The organism is Sphaerisporangium aureirubrum, assembly GCF_042658925.1.
Classification (GTDB): Bacteria; Actinomycetota; Actinomycetes; order Streptosporangiales; family Streptosporangiaceae; genus Sphaerisporangium; species Sphaerisporangium aureirubrum.
Map to the genome: position 1 here is coordinate 13,057 of NZ_JBHSRF010000008.1, position 17,901 is coordinate 30,957.

Sequence of the window (17,901 nt, forward strand, 5' to 3'; positions counted from 1 at the left end):
GGGAGGCGTCGCCCCGGGAGGCGTCTGCCCCGGTAGTCCTCTCGATCGGCGCCGCGGCGGTGGGATGTTGTACGGCGAATCCGGCGCCGCCGTACGGCGGATAACCCGTGGTGCGCACGGCGCCCGGTGAAATGGTCCTTGCGGAGGCCGCGCTCCGCGCGAAAGGGGGCAAGGGCTGTGCCTGTGCGGGGGGCACCCCCGCGCCCCCGGGCCCTGCCGGGCTCATGGTGGTCCACCGCGACGCGTCCCACCGGGCCGGTGTCCCGCCGTATGACGGCGCCGTGTTCGCTGCCCACCCTCCCGCCGACCCGGCGCCGGACAAAGACAAACCCGACGAGGCGACGGGGCTCCGGCGGCGCCGTCGTATGGCGGAAAACCCGTAATCCGCCCCGGGAGGTGTGTCCGCCCCGGGAGGTGTTCGCCCCGGGAGGTGTGTCCGCCCCGGGAGGTGTGTCCGCCCCGGGAGGTGTTCGCCCCGGGAGGTGTTCGCCCCGGGAGGTGTTCGCCCCGGGAGGTGTGTCTGCCCCGGGAGGTGTCTGCCCCGGGAGGTGTCTGCCCCGGGAGGTGTCTGCCCCGGGAGGTGTCTGCCCCGGGAGTTCTCTCGATCGGCGCCGCGGCGGTGGGATGTTGTACGGCGAATCCGGCGCCGCCGTATGGCGGGTAACCGGTGATAGGTGTGGTGCCGGTGAAACGGTCCTCGCGGAGGCCGCGCTCCGCGCGAGAGCCGCGAGGGCTGTTCTTATGCGGGGGACACCCCCGCAGCCCCGGGGCCTGCCGGGGCTCACCGTGCTCGACTGCGATGGTTCTGTCCATTTCCGCAGGTCCAGCCTCCTCCCGACCTCGCTATACGTGTCCGCCGTCAGGCGGTCGTCCTCGGGTTGTGTTTCCGGCCCTCCTTGGTGGGTTTCATCGGGTCAGGCGGAAGCGGATCCGGTCGCCTGGGCGGGCCTGGGCGGCTTGGGGGACGTGGTGGGTACGGACTACGGCTATTACGGGGTAGCCGCCAGTTACGGGGTGGTCGGCTAGGAACAGGGTGGGCTGGCCGGAGGGGGGGACTTGGAGCGCTCCCGGCACCATGCCCTCGGGGGGGAGTTCGCCGTCGCGGGTGCGGGTCAGCTTGGGACCGCGCAGGCGCATGCCGACGCGGTCGCTGTCGGGGGTCACCTCGTACGGCTCGGAGCACAACGCGTCGAGCGCGTCGCCGGCGAACCAGTCGTCACGGGGACCGGGCAGGACCTCCAGCACGGTGTCTCCGGGCGGGGGCTCGGGGGCGGGGGCCAGGTCGACCAGGGGGAACGCCTCCGGTGGGGGGCCGATGGGGAGCAGGGAACCGGGGACGGGACGGGGTGGGCCGAGGCCCGCCATGGTGTCGGTGGACCGGGAGCCCAGAACCGGCTCGACGGCCAGGCCACCCCGCACGGCCAGGTAGGTGCGCAGGCCGCGCGGCGGGTGGCCGAGCCGCAGCACGCCCCCGGCGGGCAGGCACTCCACGGCGCGGTGGCCGATCCCCCGGGTCCGTCCGGCCGGGTCGGTGACCGTGGCCGGACACCGGGCGCCGGTGAGCGCGACCAGCAGGTGCCCGTGCGCCCGCACCGCCAGCCCCCCCATCGTCACCTCGAGCGCCGCCGCCCCCTCCGGGTTCGCCAGCAGCCGGTTGGCGAGCCGCAGCGCGTCCCGGTCGGCGGCACCGGACCGGCCCACGCCGAGGTCGCCCAGCCCGGGACGGCCGAGGTCCTGCACCGTGGTCATCGGCCCGGGTGTGAGCACCTCCAGCACCGCACGATCACCCACGGCGGGCCTCCGTCGCCGTCGTGGGGACGCCCGGGGGAGCGAGCTCACCCACCGTGCGCCTCCGGGAAGAAGCGCGGTCAGCCATGATGCGCCTTCGGGAAGAAGCGAGGTCATCCACCGTGCGCCTCCATGTTGAAGCGCGGTCATCCACGGTGCGCCTCCGGGAAGGAGCGAGGTCATCCACCGTGCGCCTCCATGTAGAAGCGCGGTCATCCACGGTGCGCCTTCGGGAAGGAGCGCGGTCATCCACGGTGCGCCTCCGGGAAGAAGCGAGCTCACCCACCGTGCGCCTCCATGTAGAAGCGCGGTCATCCACGGTGCGCCTCCGGGAAGGAGCGCGGTCAACCACGATGCGCCTCGGGGGAGAAGCGCGGTCAACCACGGTGCGCCTCCGGGAAGGAGCGCGGTCACCCACGGTGCGCCTCCGGGAAGGAGCGAGGTCATCCACCGTGCGCCTTCGGGAAGGAGCGCGGTCATCCACGGTGCGCCTCCGGGAAGGAGCGAGGTCATCCACGGTGCGCCTCCGGGAAGGAGCGAGGTCGGTCACGGTGTGGCCTCCGTGAAGTGGACGTGGGTGCCGGCGCGGAGGAGGGCGGGTGGGGTGGCGGTGACGTCCCATACTTGGAGGGCGGTGCGGCCGATGAGGCGCCAGCCGCCGGGGGACTCACGGGGGTAGACGGCGCTGAATCCGGCGGCCAGCGCTACGGAACCGGCGGGGACCCGGATCCGGGACTCGGTGCGGCGCGGGACCTCCAGCCGGGGGTCGCCGCCGACTAGGTACCCGAAACCCGGCGCGAAGCCGCAGAACGCCACGACCCACGGGGTGCCGGTGTGCGCGGCCACCACCTCGCGCTCGGTCAGTCCTGTCAGCCCGGCCACCTCGGCGAGGTCCGCCCCGTCGTACGTCACCGGGATCGTCACCTCCCCGGCCTCGGCTCGCCGGCCGGGCCGTGGCCTTGCGGCGAGGATCGCCGCGCCGACCGTGTCCGGCCGCGCGGGCGGCTCGAAACGCACCAGCAGCGTGCGCGCCGCGGGAAGCAGATCGGTCACCCCCTCGGGCGGCTCGCCCGCGACCGCGTCGTACAACGCGACCACCTCGTCGACACTGTCCACCTCCACCAGCAGTGCGCCGTCCCCGCACCGCCGCAGCCGGGGGTTCACCGCTCCTCCGTGCCCGCCGGGGCGGAGGGGGCCGGTGCGGCCGTATGAGCGGACGGGTCCGGCGCGGACGCAGGACCACTTGGTGCCGGGCCACCTGGTGCCGGGCCACCTGGTGCCGGGCCACCTGGTGCTGGGGCGCCTGATGCTGGATCGCCTGGTGCCTGATCGCCTGGTGCCGGGCCACCTGGTGCCGGATCGCCTGGTGCTGGGGCGCCTGGTGCTGGGGCGCCTGATGCCGGATCGCCTGGTGCTGGGCCACCTGGTGCTGGGGCGGCCGGTGCTGGACCTCTCGGTGCGGCGAAGGGAGTCGGTTCGATGCCGTGGGCGGTGAGGGCTGTGCGTATCGCGCGGGCCATGGTGACGGCGCCGGGGCTGTCGCCGTGGACGCAGATGGAGCGGGCGTGGATGATCAGGGGGGAGCCGTCTACGGCCTCGATCGGCTCGCCTAGAGCCATGCGGACGGTGCGGCGCGCCACCTCGCCGGGGTCGTGCAGTACGGCGCCGGGGCGGTCGCGGGGGACGAGTGTGCCCTGGGGGGTGTAGGCGCGGTCGGCGAAGCACTCGGCGACGGTGGTTAGGCCCGCTTCGGCGGCGAGGCGTAGCCAGGCCGAGCCGGGCAGCCCCAGCACCGGCAGGAGCGGGTCGTACGCCTGGACGGCGGCCACGACGGCGCCCGCCTGGGCCTCGTGGTGCACGATCGCGTTGTACAGGGCGCCGTGCGGCTTGACGTAGGAGACGCGCGTCCCGGCCAGCCGGGCGAAGGCGTCCAGGGCGCCGATCTGGTAGACGATCTCGTCGGCCAGCGTCTCGGGCGGCATCTCGATGAAGCGCCGCCCGAAGCCGGCGAGGTCCCGGTAGCCGACCTGGGCGCCGATGGCGATGCCCAGGCCCGCCGCGGTCCCGCAGACCCGCCGCATGATCGTCGGGTCGCCGGCGTGGAAGCCGCAGGCCACGTTGGCGCTGGTGACGATGGACAGCAACGCGTCGTCGTCGCCCAGTTCCCAGCGGCCGAACCCCTCCCCGAGGTCGGAGTTGAGGTCGATGCGTATGGTCGGTTCAGGCACCATCTGCTCCGTGTCCGTGCGGCGGTGTAATGGTTTCAGTAAGGCCGGTGTGACCGTGCCTTCAGGACAGGTCCCGGGCGCGGGTCTCGGGCAGCCCGAGGAGCGCGATCACGGCGAGCCCGTACGCCAGGGCGCCGAACGCCATGGCACCGCCAACCCTATAGCTCGTGGCCAGGTACCCGATGATCGCCGGGAAGAACGCCCCGAGCCCCCGCCCGACGTTGTACGTGAAGCCCTGCCCGCTGCCCCGGATGTGCCCCGGGTACAGCTCGGCGAGGTACGCCCCGAAGCCGGAGAAGATGGCCGAGGAGCAGAACCCGAGCGGGAACCCGAGGAACATCACGTACGTGTTGGCGTCCGCCGGCAGCTGCGTGTACAGCACGATCAGGCTCCCGCTGAGCACCGCGAAGACGGCGAACGTCGCCCTGCGCCCGATGCGGTCGGTGAAGTGCCCCCCGGTGAGATAGCCGATGAACGCCCCGGTGATCAGGAAGGCGAGGTAGCCCCCCGTGCCGATCACCGTCAGCCCGCGCTCGCTCTTGAGGTACGTGGGCACCCACGTGGCCAGCGTGTAGTAGCCGCCCTGCACCCCGGTGGCGAGCATCGTGGCGAAGAAGGTGGTCCGGCCGAGGCCGTCGCCGAAGATGGCGAAGAGGGAGGCGTGCCCGGCCCGCCTGCGCCGCTCGGCGTGCTCGGGCGCGTCGACGACGTTGCGCCGCACCCAGATCGCCAGCAGCGCGGGCAGCGCTCCGGTCCAGAACAGCACCCGCCAGGCGAGGTCCTGGTCGACCAGCTGGAACACCAGCGTGTAGGCGACGACCGCGACGCCCCAGCCGACCGCCCATGAGCTCTGGATCACCGCGACTGCCCGTCCGCGATGCCGCGAGGTGGCGTACTCGGCGACCAGGATGGCCCCGGCGGCCCATTCGCCGCCGAAGCCCACGCCTTGGAGGGCGCGGAAGACCAGCAGGATCTCGTAGTTGGGCGCGAGGCCGCACAGCGCGGTGAAGACCGCGTAGGTGACGACCGTGATCATCAGGGTGTTGGCCCGGCCGATCCGGTCGGCGAGGACCCCCGCGATGATGCCGCCGACGGCCGAGCAGACCAGCGTCGCCGTGGCGAGCAGCCCCGTCTCGGCGGTGCCGAGGCCGAAGGTCGCCGCGATCGCGACCAGGCCGAGAGGCAGGACCCAGAAGTCGTAGGAGTCCAGGCTGAACCCCAGGAACGCTCCCTTGAAGGCCTTTTGGCCCTCTTTGCCGAGCGTGGTGTACCAGGCGAAGGCCCGGGGTCCCCGGTCCTCGGTGATGGCTGGTTGTGGCGTGCTCGATGTCGTCATGTCACACCTCGTTGCCGGTATCTGCCTGATCGGAGACGACACACCCACGTCTCCCGAGCCCCGGCGGGGCCCATGTGCTGAACGATAGCGATCGTTGAACGATCTGACAATACTTTTGTAGTACGATAGTCACAGGCGGCAATACGGCGATCCTTCCATTCAACATAGAGATCCTCAATCATGGGAGCAATACCCCATGCGTGCTACGATGCCCGCAACCACGGTCGGGAGGGTGTGCCCGCCGGTCGGCGGCTCCCCGCTGAGCTGGTGATTCGTGGTGGGAAACGGCAGTCGAGGGAAGGGCCACGCGGTCGTGGTTGATGGTGTGGCGGAGGCGGCCGAACGCCTCGGACGGGACCGTGGGCTGCTCGAGCACAGCAGCACCGCCGAGCGGACGGCGGCCATCCTGCGCCGGCACATCACCCAGGGTCTCTTCAAGCCGGACGCCCGGCTCGCCGAGGACGTCATCGGCAACGCCCTCGGCGTCTCCCGCAACACGCTGCGCGAGGCGTTCCGCCTGCTCTCCCACGAGCGGCTGCTCGTGCACAAGCTCAACCGCGGTGTCTTCGTCCGGGCTCTTACCGCCGCCGACGTGCGGGATCTCTACCGGATCCGCCGTCTCGTGGAGTGCGCCGCGGTGGGCGACGCGTCACCTCCCGCCGAGGAGGGGCTGGCCGGTCTGCGCGAGGCGGTGGGCGCCGCCGAGAAGGCTGCCGAGGAGGAGCGCTGGGGCGACGTGGGCACCGCGAACATGGAGTTCCATCAGGCCGTCGTCGACCTCATGGGCAGCCCGAGGACGACGGAGCTGATGTCGCAGGTGCTCGCCGAGCTGCGCCTGGGGTTCCTCGTGGTGACGGACCCGCGCGCCTTCCACGGGCGCTACCTCCCGCGCAACCGCAGGATCCTCGGGCTCATCGAGGCCGGCGACGTCGAGGGCGCCCGCGCGGCGCTGACCGACTACCTGGACGACGCCGAGGCGACTTTACTGAAGGCGTACGCCTGAGCCCTGAGGGCTGATGCCCAGGTGTCGGCACTCCCGGGGGCGGGAATCCCGGCGGTGTGGACAAATGGGGCAAAAGGGATGACATGCGGGTGCATCACGCGCACCCGTACAACGCCGAGCCGCCGCCGGCCGTGCTGGCCGAGCAGGTGATCACGCCCGTCGACGCCTTCTACGTCCGTGACCACGCCGCGGTGCCCGCCGTCGACCTCGGCGCCTGGCGGCTCACCGTGGACGGCCTGGTCGAGCGGGAGCTGGAGCTCTCCCTAGCGGACCTGCGGACCGGGTTCCCCGAGCGGACGGTGGTGGCCACGCTGCAGTGCGCGGGCAACCGGCGCGCCGGGCTGCTCGGCGTGCGGGACATCCCGGGGGAGGATCCCTGGGGGCCCGGCGCCACGTCCACGGCGGTCTGGAGCGGCACCGGGCTCGCGGACGTCCTGACCCGCGCCGGGCTGCGGGCTGGTGCCGCGCACATCGCGTTCCAGGGGTGCGACGTCTCCATGGAGGTGTCGCCGCCCCAGCCGTACGGCGGGTCCGTCCCGCTCGCCAAGGCCGTCGCGCCGGAGGTGCTGCTGGCCTGGGAGATGAACGGCGAGCCGCTGCCGCCCGTCCACGGCGCGCCGCTGCGGGTCGTGGTGCCCGGGTGGATCGGCGCCCGCAGCGTCAAATGGCTCACCCGGATCACCGCGCTGGCCGAGCCGTCCGGCAACTACTACCAGGCCATCGCCTACCGCATGCTGCCCGCCGTCCCCGGCCCGGACCCGGACGGCATCCCCCTCGGCCCGGTCCCGCTCAACTCGGCGATCCTGCGGCCCGGCGACGGCGACCGCCTCGCCCCCGGGCCCACCGAGGTCGCCGGCTACGCCTACACCGGCGGCGGACGCGCGGTCGCTCGCGTCGAGGTCTCCCTGGACGGCGGCACCACCTGGCAACGGGCCGACCTCGGCTCTCCCGCCGGCCCCTGGGCCTGGCGGCACTGGCGCGCCACCGCCCGCCTCCCGGCGGGCGAGACCACCATCGCCGTCCGCGCCTGGGACGACGCCGCCGCCACCCAGCCCGAGTCACCCCGGAGCGTGTGGAACCCCAAGGGCTATGCCAACACCTCCTGGCACCGTGTCACGGTCACCTGCCGGGAGTGACCCGTGCCTCGGTCAGTTGTCCGGCATGGGGCATTCGACGTACGACAGGCCGCTGAGGTCCAGCCAGGCGCGGCCGGGGCCGCGGACCAGGCGCAGCACCACCGCGGAGCACTCCGGGCAGCGGCCGACCAGGCCGGGCGCACGGTCGTACACCTGGAGTTCGGCGACGGCGCCCGCCCTGCCGCAGCCCGCGCACCGGCACAGCGCCGCGGTGATGTCGACGGCGAAGACCTCGCGCAGCGGCCCGGCGAGCTCGTTGCCGTCGACCCGTGGGTCGGTCATGATGCGCCTCCAGTGGGTCCGAAACGTTCGGTCCTGATGCGATCGGCGGGATGCCCCTGGTCGACCAGCAGATCGGCCACCGCCTCCACGAACCCGGTGGGCCCGCAGACAAAGCACAACGGCATACGCTCGGGCCCCCAGCCCTGACCGGCCAGCAACGCACCGTCGACCCGTCCGGCCGGCCGCGCCGACCCCGGCGGCGCCTCCCGGGTGTACGCGAGCACGATCTCGACACCGGGCACGGCGGCCCCGTCCAGCTCACCGCCGTACAACACGGAGGAGGGGGACCGCGTCGAGTACACCAGCCGGAACGGCGCCACACCGTCCACCGCGGCCGCCCGGGTGCGGATCATCGACATCAGCGGGACCACGCCGGAGCCGCCGCCGATCAGCAGGACGGGGGAGGGGTTGGCCGGGGACCAGGTGAAGTAGCCGCCGACCGGGCCGCGTAGTTCGAACGCGTCGCCCGGTTCGGCGATGTCCACCAGGTAGGACGAGACCTCGCCGTCGTCGACCCGCTGCACGGTCAGCTCCAGCCGGCCCGGAGTGGGGGCCGAGGCGATGGAGTAGCTGCGCTGGGTCGAGTAGCCGTCGGGGGCGGTGAGGCGGACGTCGACATGCTGGCCGGGGGTGTGGCCGGGCCAGCCGGGGACGTCCAGGACGAGGGTGCGTGCTGTGGAGTTCTCCTCCCTGACGGCCGCCACCGTGGCGGCGCGCCAGGTCAGTCGCCCCAGTACCGCTGTTCGCGCCATGGGTCACCGTAGTTGTGGTAGCCGACGCTCTCCCAGAAGCCGGGCTCGTCCTCGTCGCTCAGCCGGAGGCCGTTCACCCACTTGGCGCTCTTCCAGAGGTACAGGTGGGGGACCAGCAGGCGGGCCGGGCCGCCGTGCTCGGGCTCCAGGTCCTCGCCGTCGTAGCGGTACGCCACCCACGCCTTGCCGTCCAGAAGGTCCTCGACGGGGAGGTTGGTGGTGTATCCGCCGTAGGAGTGGACGAGGGCGTGGTCGGCGGCGGTGTCGACCTCGTCGAGCAGCGCCTCCAGCGGCACGCCTTCCCAGGTGGTGCCCAGTTTGGACCACTTGGTCACGCAGTGCAGGTCCACGGTGACCTTCTCCGACGGCAGCGCCAGGAACTCCTCCCAGTTCCACTCGCGCCGCTCGCCGGACTCGGTAGTGAGGGTGAACTTCCACCGGTCCAGGTCGATCCGGGGCGTCGGCCCGGCGGACAGCACCGGGAAGTCCTTGGTCAGATACTGCCCCGGCGGAAGGTTCACATCGGGACGCCCTCGGCCGCGGAAGCCGCGGGAGATCACGCTCACGGCCATCACCGTCCTGTTCGCTGGTGCGGGGCCGGGGGCCGAAGATCGGCGCCCGGCCATCCAAGGCTAGGACACCATTGTTTCGTGTGGGGTAGGGGGAGCTGTGAAGGGGGAGCGGCATTGAGGGTCGTGGCGCTGGCGGACACCCATGGTCCGCGCCGGTGGAAGTCCTGCCCGCCCGCGGTGGCGGAGCACCTGCGCGGCGCCGACCTGATCCTGCACGCCGGCGACGTGTGCACCGGCGCCGTCCTGGACGAGCTGGCGGCCTACGCCCCCGTCCACGCCGTCAAGGGCAACAACGACGGCCCCGACGTCGCGGCCCCCGAAACCCTGGAACTGACCCTGGACGGTCTACACGTCGCGATGATCCACGACAGCGGCCCCGCCAAGGGCCGCTGGCTCCGCATGCGCCGCCGCTTCCCCGAAGCCGACCTAGTGATCTTCGGCCACTCCCACATCCCCCTGAACCACGAGGAACAAAACCTCCGCCTCTTCAACCCAGGCTCCCCCACCGACCGCCGCCGTCAGCCCCACGGCACCCTCGGCCTGCTGGACATCTCCACCGGCCACCTGGTGGCCGCTCACATCGTCCCCGTCACCTGACCCCCCGCACGGACGAGCTCAGTTGGTCGTCATGTGTCCGAACTACTCTGTGGTACCGTATAGTGGTACTCGGTACTACGGAGTACCGGGAGCGCCGAAGGGGACCCACCATGGACGACCTGACGGAGATGCTGAAGGGCACGCTTGAGGGCTGCGTGCTCGAAATCATCGGCAGCGAGGAGACCTACGGGTACGCCATCACGCGCCGGCTGCACGAACTCGGCTTCGCCGACGTCGTCGAGGGGACGGTTTACGCCATCCTGCTGCGGCTGGAGAGGAACGGGCTCGTCCAGGTGACGAAACGACCGTCCGGACTGGGCCCGCCGCGCAAGTTCTATGCGCTCAACGACGCGGGGCGCGAGGTACTCGCGACGTTCTGGGCGAAATGGGAGTACATCACATCGCGGATCGACAAGCTCAAGGAGGGCGGGGAATGAACCTGTGGGAGACCATGACAGGCAGCGATCTCACCAGGGAATGGAAGGCGTTCGAAGTCCGGGCCGCAGTATTGCCGGCCGGCCATCGGGCGGCGTGGGAAGAGATCAAGGGGCATCTTTTCGCCTACGGGGACTTCACCGGTCGAAACCTGATGCCGATTCTCGACAGTGCTCTGGGGCTGCTCGAAGAGACAGCGGCCGATGGGCAGAGCGTTCAGGACGTGCTGGGTGACGACATCGGGGGCTTCTGCGCGGCGCTGGCCGGCGGAGAAGGGGCCCGGACCTTTCGCGACCGGTGGCGCGATCAGTTGAACAGGAACGTCGCCAGGAAATTGGGCCGGCTAGGAGGCTGACATGGGCATCCAGGACATCATCGAGGGCAAGAAGCAGTGGCGGGCGCACCTGGCGCGGGTCAAGGCGCTCCCGCCGGACTACCAGATCGTCTACAAGGAGATGCAGAGGTACCTCTTCAAGGTCGGACCGATCGAACTGCTCGCCGGGTCCCTGCTCTCAGGGATCGTCGATTTCTTCGAGGAGGGCGTCGCGGCCGGCAAGGGAGTCCTGGAACTCATCGGAAACGACGTCGCCGCCTTCTGCGACGACTTGATCAAGGACTCGCGCACCTACGCGGACATCTATCAGGAGTCCATCGGCGGGGGACCCGGCACGGCCGGGAAGTAACAAAGGCCTGCTCCGGGCTAGGAGACCGGCCGGCGGCCGGTGACGGCCAGGGTGGCCATGCCGAGTTCGCGGAACTCGGGGTCGCGGAGGCTCACCAGGGTGTCGGCGACCATGTCGGGGGTGATGCCGTCCATCGTGCACAGGGTGGGGGTGAGTTGTTCCACGGTCAGTTCCCAGAAGCGGCCCATGGGGCGGTTGCCGCCGACCATCGAGTAGGCGATGTCGATGTCCAGCTCGGTCAGGCCGGTTCGTCTCATGTGGTCGGGGAGGGCGCGGGGCCAGTCGCAGTCGGTGCCGATTCGTTCGGCCAGGGCGGTGAAGACGCCCATGCTGGTCTCGCGGTAGGCGTGGTGGGGTGACGACTCGATGGGGAACTTGGCGGGCTCCTCCAGCACGAGCCATCCGCCGGGCACCAGCCACGAGGCCACCCGGGCGAGGTCCTGCTCGCGGGTGCGCAGGTGGCAGAACAGGTAGCGGGCGTGGATCAGGTCGAACGACCCGGGTGGGAAGTCGTCGCGGGTGAGGTCGTGGTGCGTCCAGGTGACGTCGCCGTGCTCGCCGTCGTGGCCGCGCACCAGCTCCAGGTCCAGGTCGGTGGCGACGACGCCGCCGTCGGGGCAGCGGGCGGCCATCCAGCGGGCGACGGTCCCGGTGCCCGCGCCGAGTTCCAGGCAGCGCCAGTCGGGCTGGATCGGCAGTGCGCCGAGCCGCCGGAACGAGGCGGGGTCCAGCTCGGCGGCCAGCGCGGCGAGGCGCTCGTCCTCGGAGGCGGTGGCGTGGTTGAAGATGTTGTCGCCGTAACGTTCGGCGAGCTGCTGCGTCATCACTGAGACCTTCGTGTGGGGGGCGGTTTCCTGCGGGAGGTCCTCATGCGCTCCGCCCAGCCTCGCAAAAGCGCCATGGCCAATCTTCTTCGAAAGAGCCGTTTCACATGGATGCGCGCGGATATGCGCGCGCATTTCTCAACGGTCTGTTACGGCCGGCCGCCCCGATCCGATATCCGGTTATCCGAATACACGAGCCGGCCGCATTCTGGAAGATGAGCCCGCCGTCATTCCCCACGATGCTTGAGATCAGGACCATCTCCGGCAGACGTGGAGCCATCATGATCAGTGCGACTTCCCTGGCCGGCCTCGAATGCGGATTCGAGCACGCGGTCACCGGCGCCGGGCGGGACGGCGGGCTCCTCGGCGCGATCGAGTACTCGAGCCGCGTCGCCGGGCCGATCGTGCGGGACGGGCACCCGTTCATGGCGATGCCGATGGGAGACGACGAGGTCACGCCGTTCGCCGAGGTCTGGCGGACCACCACGGGCGTGGTGACCGGGCAGCACCGGGGCCTGGCCTACGCGTGCGACGGCGAGTACCTGTTCCTGTGCGGCCGCACCGAGGAGGACGCCGACCTGGTGACCGCCACCGAGGAGGCGTACCTCGCGGCGTTCGAGGTGGTCAGGCTGCTCGGCTACCCTCACCTGGCGCGCATGTGGAACATGGTGCACCGCATCAACGAGCCCGACGAGCGGGGCGGCGACGTGTACGGCCGGTTCTGCAAGGGACGTGCGCTGGCGTTCGAGCGCGGCGGCGTGCCCGCCGAGCTGCTGCCCGCGGCCACCTGTGTGGGCAGCCACGGCGGCGGGGTGGCGTTCTACCTGCTGGCCTGCCGCACCCCGCGGGCGACGCACATCGAGAACCCCCGGCAGACCCCTGCCTACCGCTACCCCCCGAAGTACGGCGTGAAGGCGCCGAGCTTCGCCCGGGCGACGTACCTGGCCGAGCCGGACGGCACGGGCCGCATGTTCGTGTCGGGCACCGCCAGCATCATCGGCAGCGAGACCGTGCACAAGGGCGACATGACCCGGCAAACGACGACGACGCTTGAGAACATCGCCATTCTGGTGGGCCGGGAAAATCTTTCCCGATATGGAATTAACGCCGATTTAACCCTGCGTGACCTTGACGCCGTGAAAGTCTATGTCAAACACAAGGCCGATATTCCGATGGCCCGCAGAATCTGCGCGGACGTTTTCGCCGAGGACGCCGGCGTGGCGTACGTGAACGTCGACATCTGCCGTGACGACCTCCTGGTGGAGATCGAGGCGGTCGCCTCCCGCGTCCACCCCTCCTGACGCCGGAAGGCGGCACCCGGGCACGGGCACCGCCTTCCCTGGGGATCACGGAGGTCAGGGACGCTTGGTCTCCCAGTCCACGGTCTCCTCCACGGTGACCTGGCGGGAGCGCAGCGCCGGGTCCATCGGCCGCAGGTACGTCTGCCGCACCCCGGGCACCTTGTCCTCGACGACGAACGTCGCCCGCGTGTACACCTCGCCGCCGGGCTCGGTCACCCGCGGCACCACCTTGAAGTCCGCGGTCATCAGATCGCGCTCGATCTTGGTGAGCACGTAGCCCCGCTGGTTGTTGTAGAACTTCAGGTGCGGGTTGATCGCCAGGTAGGGGTGGGTGGCCGGGTCGGAGTCCGCCCCGTCGCCGCCGGTGCTGATCGAGGTGGCGACCAGCTCCGATCCCACCGACGGGCCGGTCGGGTCGTCGTAGTCGAGCTTCAGGTCCGAGGCCCAGTGCGCGTGCACGTCCCCGGTGAGCACCACCGCGTTGCGCACCCTGGCGTCCACCCAGCCCCGCGTGATGCGCTGCCGGGAGGCGACGTAGCCGTCCCAGGCGTCCTGGCTGGTCACCTTGGCCGGGCCGGCGTTGTTGTCGCGCTGGGCGAAGAACACCTGCTGACCGAGCACGTCCCACCGGGCGCGCGACTTGCGGAAGCCGTCCAGCAGCCACGCCTCCTGCGCGGCGCCGGTGATGGAGCGCGCCGGGTCCACCGCGGCCGGGCAGTCGTCGTAGCCGTCCCCGCAGCCCTGGTCGTCGCGGTACTGCCGCGTGTCGAGCATGTGGAACGTCGCGAGGGCGCCCCAGCGGACGCGGCGGTAGAGCTGCATGTCGATGCCGCGCGGGATGGAGGAGCGGCGCAGCGGCATGTTCTCGTAGTAGGCGCGGAACGCGGCCTCGCGCCGGGCCAGGAAGTTGGGCTGCGGCACCTCGGGCCGCTCGGGGACCTCGTCGGCCCAGTTGTTGTCCACCTCGTGGTCGTCCCACACCACCAGCCACGGCGCGGCGGCGTGCGCGGCCTGCAGGTCCGGGTCGGCCTTGTACTGCGCGTGCCGCTGCCGGTAGCCCGCCAGCGTCTCGGTCTCCGGGCCCTCGTGGTCGCGGATGTTGCCGCCGGGGATGGTGTAGGTGTCCTTGGTGTACTCGTACTGGTAGTCGCCGAGGTGCAGCACCAGGTCCGGGTGGTCCTCGGCGAGGCGCCGGTAGGAGGTGAAGTAGCCGTGCTCGAACTGCGCGCAGGACACGAACGCCATGGCCAGCGGCGCGCCGTACGACAGCGGGTGCGGGGCCGTGCGGGCGCGGCCGGCCGGGGAGACGTACGGGCCGACGCGGAAGCGGTACCAGTACTCGTGGTCGGAGCGCAGGCCGTCCACCTCGACGTGGACGCTGTGCCCCCACTCGGGCGCGGCCACCTTCACCCCGGCGCGCACCACGCGGTGGCACCGCTCGTCGGAGTAGATCTGCCACTGGACGGTGAACGGACGGAGCGGCATGCCGCCCATGCCGTCCTCGGCGAGCGGCTGCTGTGCGAGGCGGGTCCAGATGACGAAGCCGCCGTGGTCGGGGTCGCCCGAGGCGACGCCGAGCGTGAAGGGGTCGGTGCGCAGCCCCCGGGAGGCCAGGCTCTGCGCGGTCTCGGCGGTGGGGTCGGGGTCGGCGAGGGCGCCGGTCGCGGGAACGGCGGCGACCGCGCCCGCGGCCAGCCCGGTCACGAGGAAAGATCGGCGGTCGAGGTGCGGCATGGGGGGACTCCCAGGCGATCAAGGATGGAAACGCCGGTAGCCTTGCTCAGTTTCGTGACCATCTGGTTAACCCCAAAAGTCATGGAAAAGGCGACATACTCCTTTGAGACCGTCCGTATTCGTCGCCACCACGGGACCGGACGGCCGTACGGGTAAGCGACCAGGAGCGCACCGGGCGGGCGAGAGAGAAAAGGGGCACGCGTGAGTGGCAGCGCGGGCACGAGTGCGGCCGACGGCTTCGTCGGCAGGGAACGCGAACTAGCCGTACTGGACGAGGCCTGGGAGGAGGCGTCGGCCGGGCTGCCCCGGGTCGTCGGCGTCGAAGGCGATCCCGGCATCGGCAAGACCACCCTGGTCCGGCGGTTCCTCCTGCGCGCCCGCCCTGCCGCCGTCATCTGGGCGGACGCCGACGAGGACGAGGCCGCCTACCCCTGGACCCTGCTCACCCAGATCTCCCAGAGCGCGGGCCGCGCCGCGCGGCAGCCGAGGCAACCGGCGCCCCTGGGGATGGTCCGGCTCGAACACCTGGAGCATTTGCCGGTCCCCCAGGCCGGGGCGGAGGTGTTCGGGCAGATGGGCGGGGCGCCGCAGATCCTGCTCGGGCACCAGGCGCCGCCCATCACCCGGGCGGTGCCCGAGACCGGGGAGGCCGACGTCGGTCAGGTCGGCCGGTCGCTGGCCAGACTGCTGCGCGAACGTGAACCGTTCATTCTCGTGGTGGACGACGCGCACTGGGGCGACCCGTCGTCCATGACCGCGCTGCGCCTCGCCGTGCGGCGGCTCGCGGACGCCATGGTGCTGGTCGTCGTGATCCACCAGACGCCGGGGGAGTTGTCCCACCAGTTCTCCGGCCGCCCGTTCCCCGAGCTCGGCGACGGCTGGCAGCGGCTGCTCGACTCCGGGCGCGGCACCCGCCTGCGGCTGGAAGGCCTGCCCGCCTCCGACCTGGTGCGGCTGGCCGCCGTCTGCGGCCACCCCCGCCTGTCCCCGTCGGGGGCCGCCCGCCTGCACGAGCACACCGGCGGCAACCCCCTGCACGTCCGGCACCTGCTCGACGAGCTGCCGATGCACTCCATCGCGTTCGGGCACGGCCCGCTGCCCGCGCCGCGCGGGGTGTCCGCCGCGGTGCGTGCCCGGCTGGTGTCCTGCGCCCCGGCCACCCGGGACCTGGTGGCCGCCGGGGCGGTGCTCGGGCGGCGGTTCGGCCTGGCCAGGATCCGCGAGATGACCTGCGAGGCGGACCTCACCGGGGCCGCCGCCGAGGCGATCCGCGCGGGGCTGCTGGAGGAGGTGCCCGGTTCCGCCGGCCACGAGCTGGTGTTCACCGGCACCCTGGTGCGCGGGGTGGCGTACCACGACCTGGACATGGCGGTACGGCGCTCCCTGCACCGCCGCGCCGCGTCGCTCGGCGGCGGCCCCGCCGAGATCTGGCACCGCATCGCCGCGGCCGACGGCCCGGACGGGGAGCTCGCCGCGGACGTCGAGGACGAGGCGCGCGCCCAGCGGACCCGGGGCCGTCCCGCCCTGGCCGCCGTCTACCTGCGCCAGGCCCTGGACCTCACCCCCGCGGGGCCCGCCCGCGTGCCGCGGCTGCTCACCACCGTGGAGGCGCTGCTGGTCGCCGGGGACGCCGCCACCGCGCGGGAGTACCAGGCCGAGGTGGCCGAGGTCGTGCCGGGCGCCTGGCCGGACTACGTGTCCGGCTACCAGCACCTGCTGAACGGCCGCATGGGCGACGCCCGGCGGCTGCTGCTCCGTTCCCTGGCGGCGATCAGGGACGACACCCCGCCCGAGCCCGGCCGGCCCCGCGACCTGGAGGCCCGGGTGGCGACCCAGCTGGCGATCATGGCGGTGCTGACCGCCACGCCCTCGGAGATGATCGAGTACGGCTCGGTCGCGGTCTCGGCCGCCCGGGAACCCTGGGTGGCCGCGTTCGGGTGGTTCGCCGAGTGCGTCGGGCTCGCGCTGTCCGGCAACGCGCCGCGCGCCCTGTCCGTGCTGGCCCGCGCGGACGCCCCCGGCGCGCCGTCCGGGCTGGAAGGCCTGGTGGCGCGCGGCATGATCCGATTATGGGCCGACGACCTGCCGGGCGCCCGTGACGACCTCGCCGCCGCCGTGGACCGCGCGGCGCGCGGCGAGTCGCTGCGCATCGGGCAGGCACTCGCCTTCCTCGCCGAGGCCGAGTACCGCATGGGCGCGCTCGCCGACGCCGTACTGCACGCCGAGTCCGCCGTGGGGGACGCCGAGGAGAACGACCGGATCTGGGACTACGCCCTGGTGCACGCCCTCGCCGCGTACCCGCTGGCCGCCCAGGCGGTATGGGACCGGGCCGAGGCGCACGCCGCGCAGGCCGCCCGCTGGGCCCGCCACGTCGGCACCCCCGCCGGCCTCGCCTACGCCGCCGCGGCCGAGGCCGCCCTGGCCCAGGCGCACGACGACGCGCCCCGGCTGCTGGCGGTCGCCGAGGACATGCCGGAGGAGTACCCGTCCCCCGAGCCGGGCACCCACCTGCTCGGCCCGCTGCGCGCCGACGCCCTGTCCCTGCTCGGCCACCCCGCCGAGGCGTGCGAGGCGCTGGACGAGTTCCTGCGCCGGCCGATGCCGCCCGCGCGGCTGTCGGTGCAGGTGTGCGTGGCACGGGTGCGCGCACAGATCGCCGCCGCGTCCGGCGACATGGAGGAGGCCCTGCGCCACTGCCGCCGCGCGATGCCGCTGGCCCGCGCCGCCGGGCTGCGGCTGGAGATGGCACGGATCGACCTGCTGATGGGCGGCTACCTGGACTCCGCCGGGCGGCGGGCGGCGGCCGAGCGGGCGCTGCGCGCGGCCCATCACCGGTTCACCGCGATGGGCGCCGCCGCGTACGCGGCCCGCACCCGGCACGCCGCCGAGCGGGCCGGGCTGAGCCTGGACGGCCCGCCCGCCGCGCTCGGCACCCTCACCCCCGCCGAGCGCGCCGTGGTGGCGCTGGTCTGCGAGGGGCTGTCCAACCGGGAGATCGCCGAACGCATGGTGCTGAGCCGCAAGACGATCGAGTTCCACCTGACCAACGTGTTCCGCAGGCTCGACATCACCACGCGGGCCGATCTGCGGCGGGTGGTGGCCGAGGACGAGTGACCGCCCAGGGTGACGGGCGCGGACTCCCAGGGTGGGATGCCGAAATGTCCCGGGGCCGACCCCGAAGCATGCAGGGGACCACCCGATCTACGCTGGCGCGCGCCCCCCAATCACCA

General features: G+C 72.2%; 16 protein-coding genes and 1 pseudogene. 8 read left to right on the forward strand and 9 right to left on the reverse strand.

Annotated features, from left to right (window positions below):
* Positions 1-906: 906 nt before the first annotated feature.
* The 4 genes and pseudogenes from ACFP1K_RS08435 to ACFP1K_RS08450 form a co-directional block, all read right to left on the reverse strand.
* Complete coding sequence (locus ACFP1K_RS08435) at positions 907-1,791, reverse strand: 5-oxoprolinase subunit C family protein (RefSeq protein WP_380748728.1); 885 nt, start codon at positions 1,789-1,791, stop codon at positions 907-909.
* Between the two features lie 543 nt (positions 1,792-2,334).
* Positions 2,335-2,952, reverse strand: a complete 618-nt coding sequence (locus ACFP1K_RS08440; RefSeq protein WP_380748730.1) for a 5-oxoprolinase subunit B family protein — start codon at positions 2,950-2,952, stop codon at positions 2,335-2,337.
* Between the two features lie 296 nt (positions 2,953-3,248).
* Positions 3,249-4,001, reverse strand: a pseudogene (locus ACFP1K_RS08445) (LamB/YcsF family protein); the annotation flags it as partial.
* A 76-nt stretch (positions 4,002-4,077) separates the two neighbouring features.
* Positions 4,078-5,352 carry an MFS transporter gene (locus ACFP1K_RS08450; protein WP_380748732.1) on the reverse strand — a complete coding sequence of 425 codons (1,275 nt, stop codon included), beginning with the start codon at positions 5,350-5,352 and terminating at the stop codon, positions 4,078-4,080.
* A gap of 313 nt (positions 5,353-5,665) precedes the next feature.
* On the opposite strand from ACFP1K_RS08450, the gene ACFP1K_RS08455 reads away from it, so the two are divergent.
* On the forward strand, positions 5,666-6,355 hold the full coding sequence (locus tag ACFP1K_RS08455; RefSeq protein ID WP_380748734.1) for a GntR family transcriptional regulator: 690 nt from the start codon (positions 5,666-5,668) through the stop codon (positions 6,353-6,355).
* 83 nt (positions 6,356-6,438) lie between these two features.
* Positions 6,439-7,491, forward strand: a complete 1,053-nt coding sequence (locus ACFP1K_RS08460) for a sulfite oxidase (RefSeq protein WP_380748736.1) — start codon at positions 6,439-6,441, stop codon at positions 7,489-7,491.
* A 12-nt stretch (positions 7,492-7,503) separates the two neighbouring features.
* Here the strand turns inward: ACFP1K_RS08460 and ACFP1K_RS08465 are convergent, their stop codons facing one another.
* From ACFP1K_RS08465 to ACFP1K_RS08475, 3 genes are read right to left on the reverse strand one after another with little or no spacing between them, the layout of a single operon-like run.
* The gene (locus ACFP1K_RS08465) at positions 7,504-7,773 is read right to left on the reverse strand and encodes a DUF6510 family protein (protein WP_380748739.1); all 270 of its coding nucleotides are present in this window, start codon (positions 7,771-7,773) and stop codon (positions 7,504-7,506) included.
* Positions 7,770-8,525, reverse strand: coding sequence for a ferredoxin reductase (locus ACFP1K_RS08470; protein ID WP_380748741.1), 756 nt, complete (start codon positions 8,523-8,525; stop codon positions 7,770-7,772). Before ACFP1K_RS08470 ends, ACFP1K_RS08465 begins: the two co-directional genes overlap by 4 nt.
* A complete protein-coding gene (locus tag ACFP1K_RS08475; protein WP_449329147.1) occupies positions 8,495-9,097 on the reverse strand; it encodes a sulfite oxidase-like oxidoreductase in 603 nt (200 codons plus the stop codon). The genes ACFP1K_RS08470 and ACFP1K_RS08475 overlap by 31 nt, the downstream gene beginning before the upstream one ends.
* Positions 9,098-9,220: 123 nt before the next feature.
* Between ACFP1K_RS08475 and ACFP1K_RS08480 the strand changes: the two genes are divergently transcribed.
* The 4 genes from ACFP1K_RS08480 (at position 9,221) to ACFP1K_RS08495 (ending at position 10,812) form a co-directional block, all read left to right on the forward strand.
* Positions 9,221-9,694, forward strand: a complete 474-nt coding sequence (locus ACFP1K_RS08480) for a metallophosphoesterase family protein (RefSeq protein WP_380749024.1) — start codon at positions 9,221-9,223, stop codon at positions 9,692-9,694.
* Positions 9,695-9,804: 110 nt separating this feature from the next.
* Positions 9,805-10,131: a PadR family transcriptional regulator gene (locus tag ACFP1K_RS08485; protein WP_380748745.1), complete on the forward strand. Its 327-nt coding sequence runs from the start codon at positions 9,805-9,807 to the stop codon at positions 10,129-10,131.
* Entirely contained in the window at positions 10,128-10,484 is a 357-nt protein-coding gene (locus tag ACFP1K_RS08490) for a DUF1048 domain-containing protein (RefSeq protein WP_380748747.1), read from the forward strand. Before ACFP1K_RS08485 ends, ACFP1K_RS08490 begins: the two co-directional genes overlap by 4 nt.
* 1 nt (position 10,485) lies before the next feature.
* Positions 10,486-10,812 carry a DUF1048 domain-containing protein gene (locus tag ACFP1K_RS08495; protein WP_380748749.1) on the forward strand — a complete coding sequence of 109 codons (327 nt, stop codon included), beginning with the start codon at positions 10,486-10,488 and terminating at the stop codon, positions 10,810-10,812.
* 17 nt (positions 10,813-10,829) lie between these two features.
* On the opposite strand, the gene ACFP1K_RS08500 is transcribed toward ACFP1K_RS08495, so the two are convergent.
* The gene (locus ACFP1K_RS08500; protein ID WP_380748751.1) at positions 10,830-11,636 is read right to left on the reverse strand and encodes a class I SAM-dependent methyltransferase; all 807 of its coding nucleotides are present in this window, start codon (positions 11,634-11,636) and stop codon (positions 10,830-10,832) included.
* A 281-nt stretch (positions 11,637-11,917) separates the two neighbouring features.
* On the opposite strand from ACFP1K_RS08500, the gene ACFP1K_RS08505 reads away from it, so the two are divergent.
* Complete coding sequence (locus ACFP1K_RS08505; RefSeq protein WP_380748753.1) at positions 11,918-12,937, forward strand: FkbO/Hyg5 family chorismatase; 1,020 nt, start codon at positions 11,918-11,920, stop codon at positions 12,935-12,937.
* A 54-nt stretch (positions 12,938-12,991) separates the two neighbouring features.
* Here the strand turns inward: ACFP1K_RS08505 and ACFP1K_RS08510 are convergent, their stop codons facing one another.
* Positions 12,992-14,671 (reverse strand): alkaline phosphatase D family protein, encoded by a 1,680-nt coding sequence (locus ACFP1K_RS08510; protein WP_380748755.1) that lies wholly within the window; start codon positions 14,669-14,671, stop codon positions 12,992-12,994.
* A 201-nt stretch (positions 14,672-14,872) separates the two neighbouring features.
* Here ACFP1K_RS08510 and ACFP1K_RS08515 point away from each other — a divergent pair, with 201 nt between their 5' ends.
* A complete protein-coding gene (locus ACFP1K_RS08515) occupies positions 14,873-17,785 on the forward strand; it encodes an ATP-binding protein (protein WP_380748757.1) in 2,913 nt (970 codons plus the stop codon).
* The last annotated feature ends 116 nt before the right edge of the window (positions 17,786-17,901 follow it).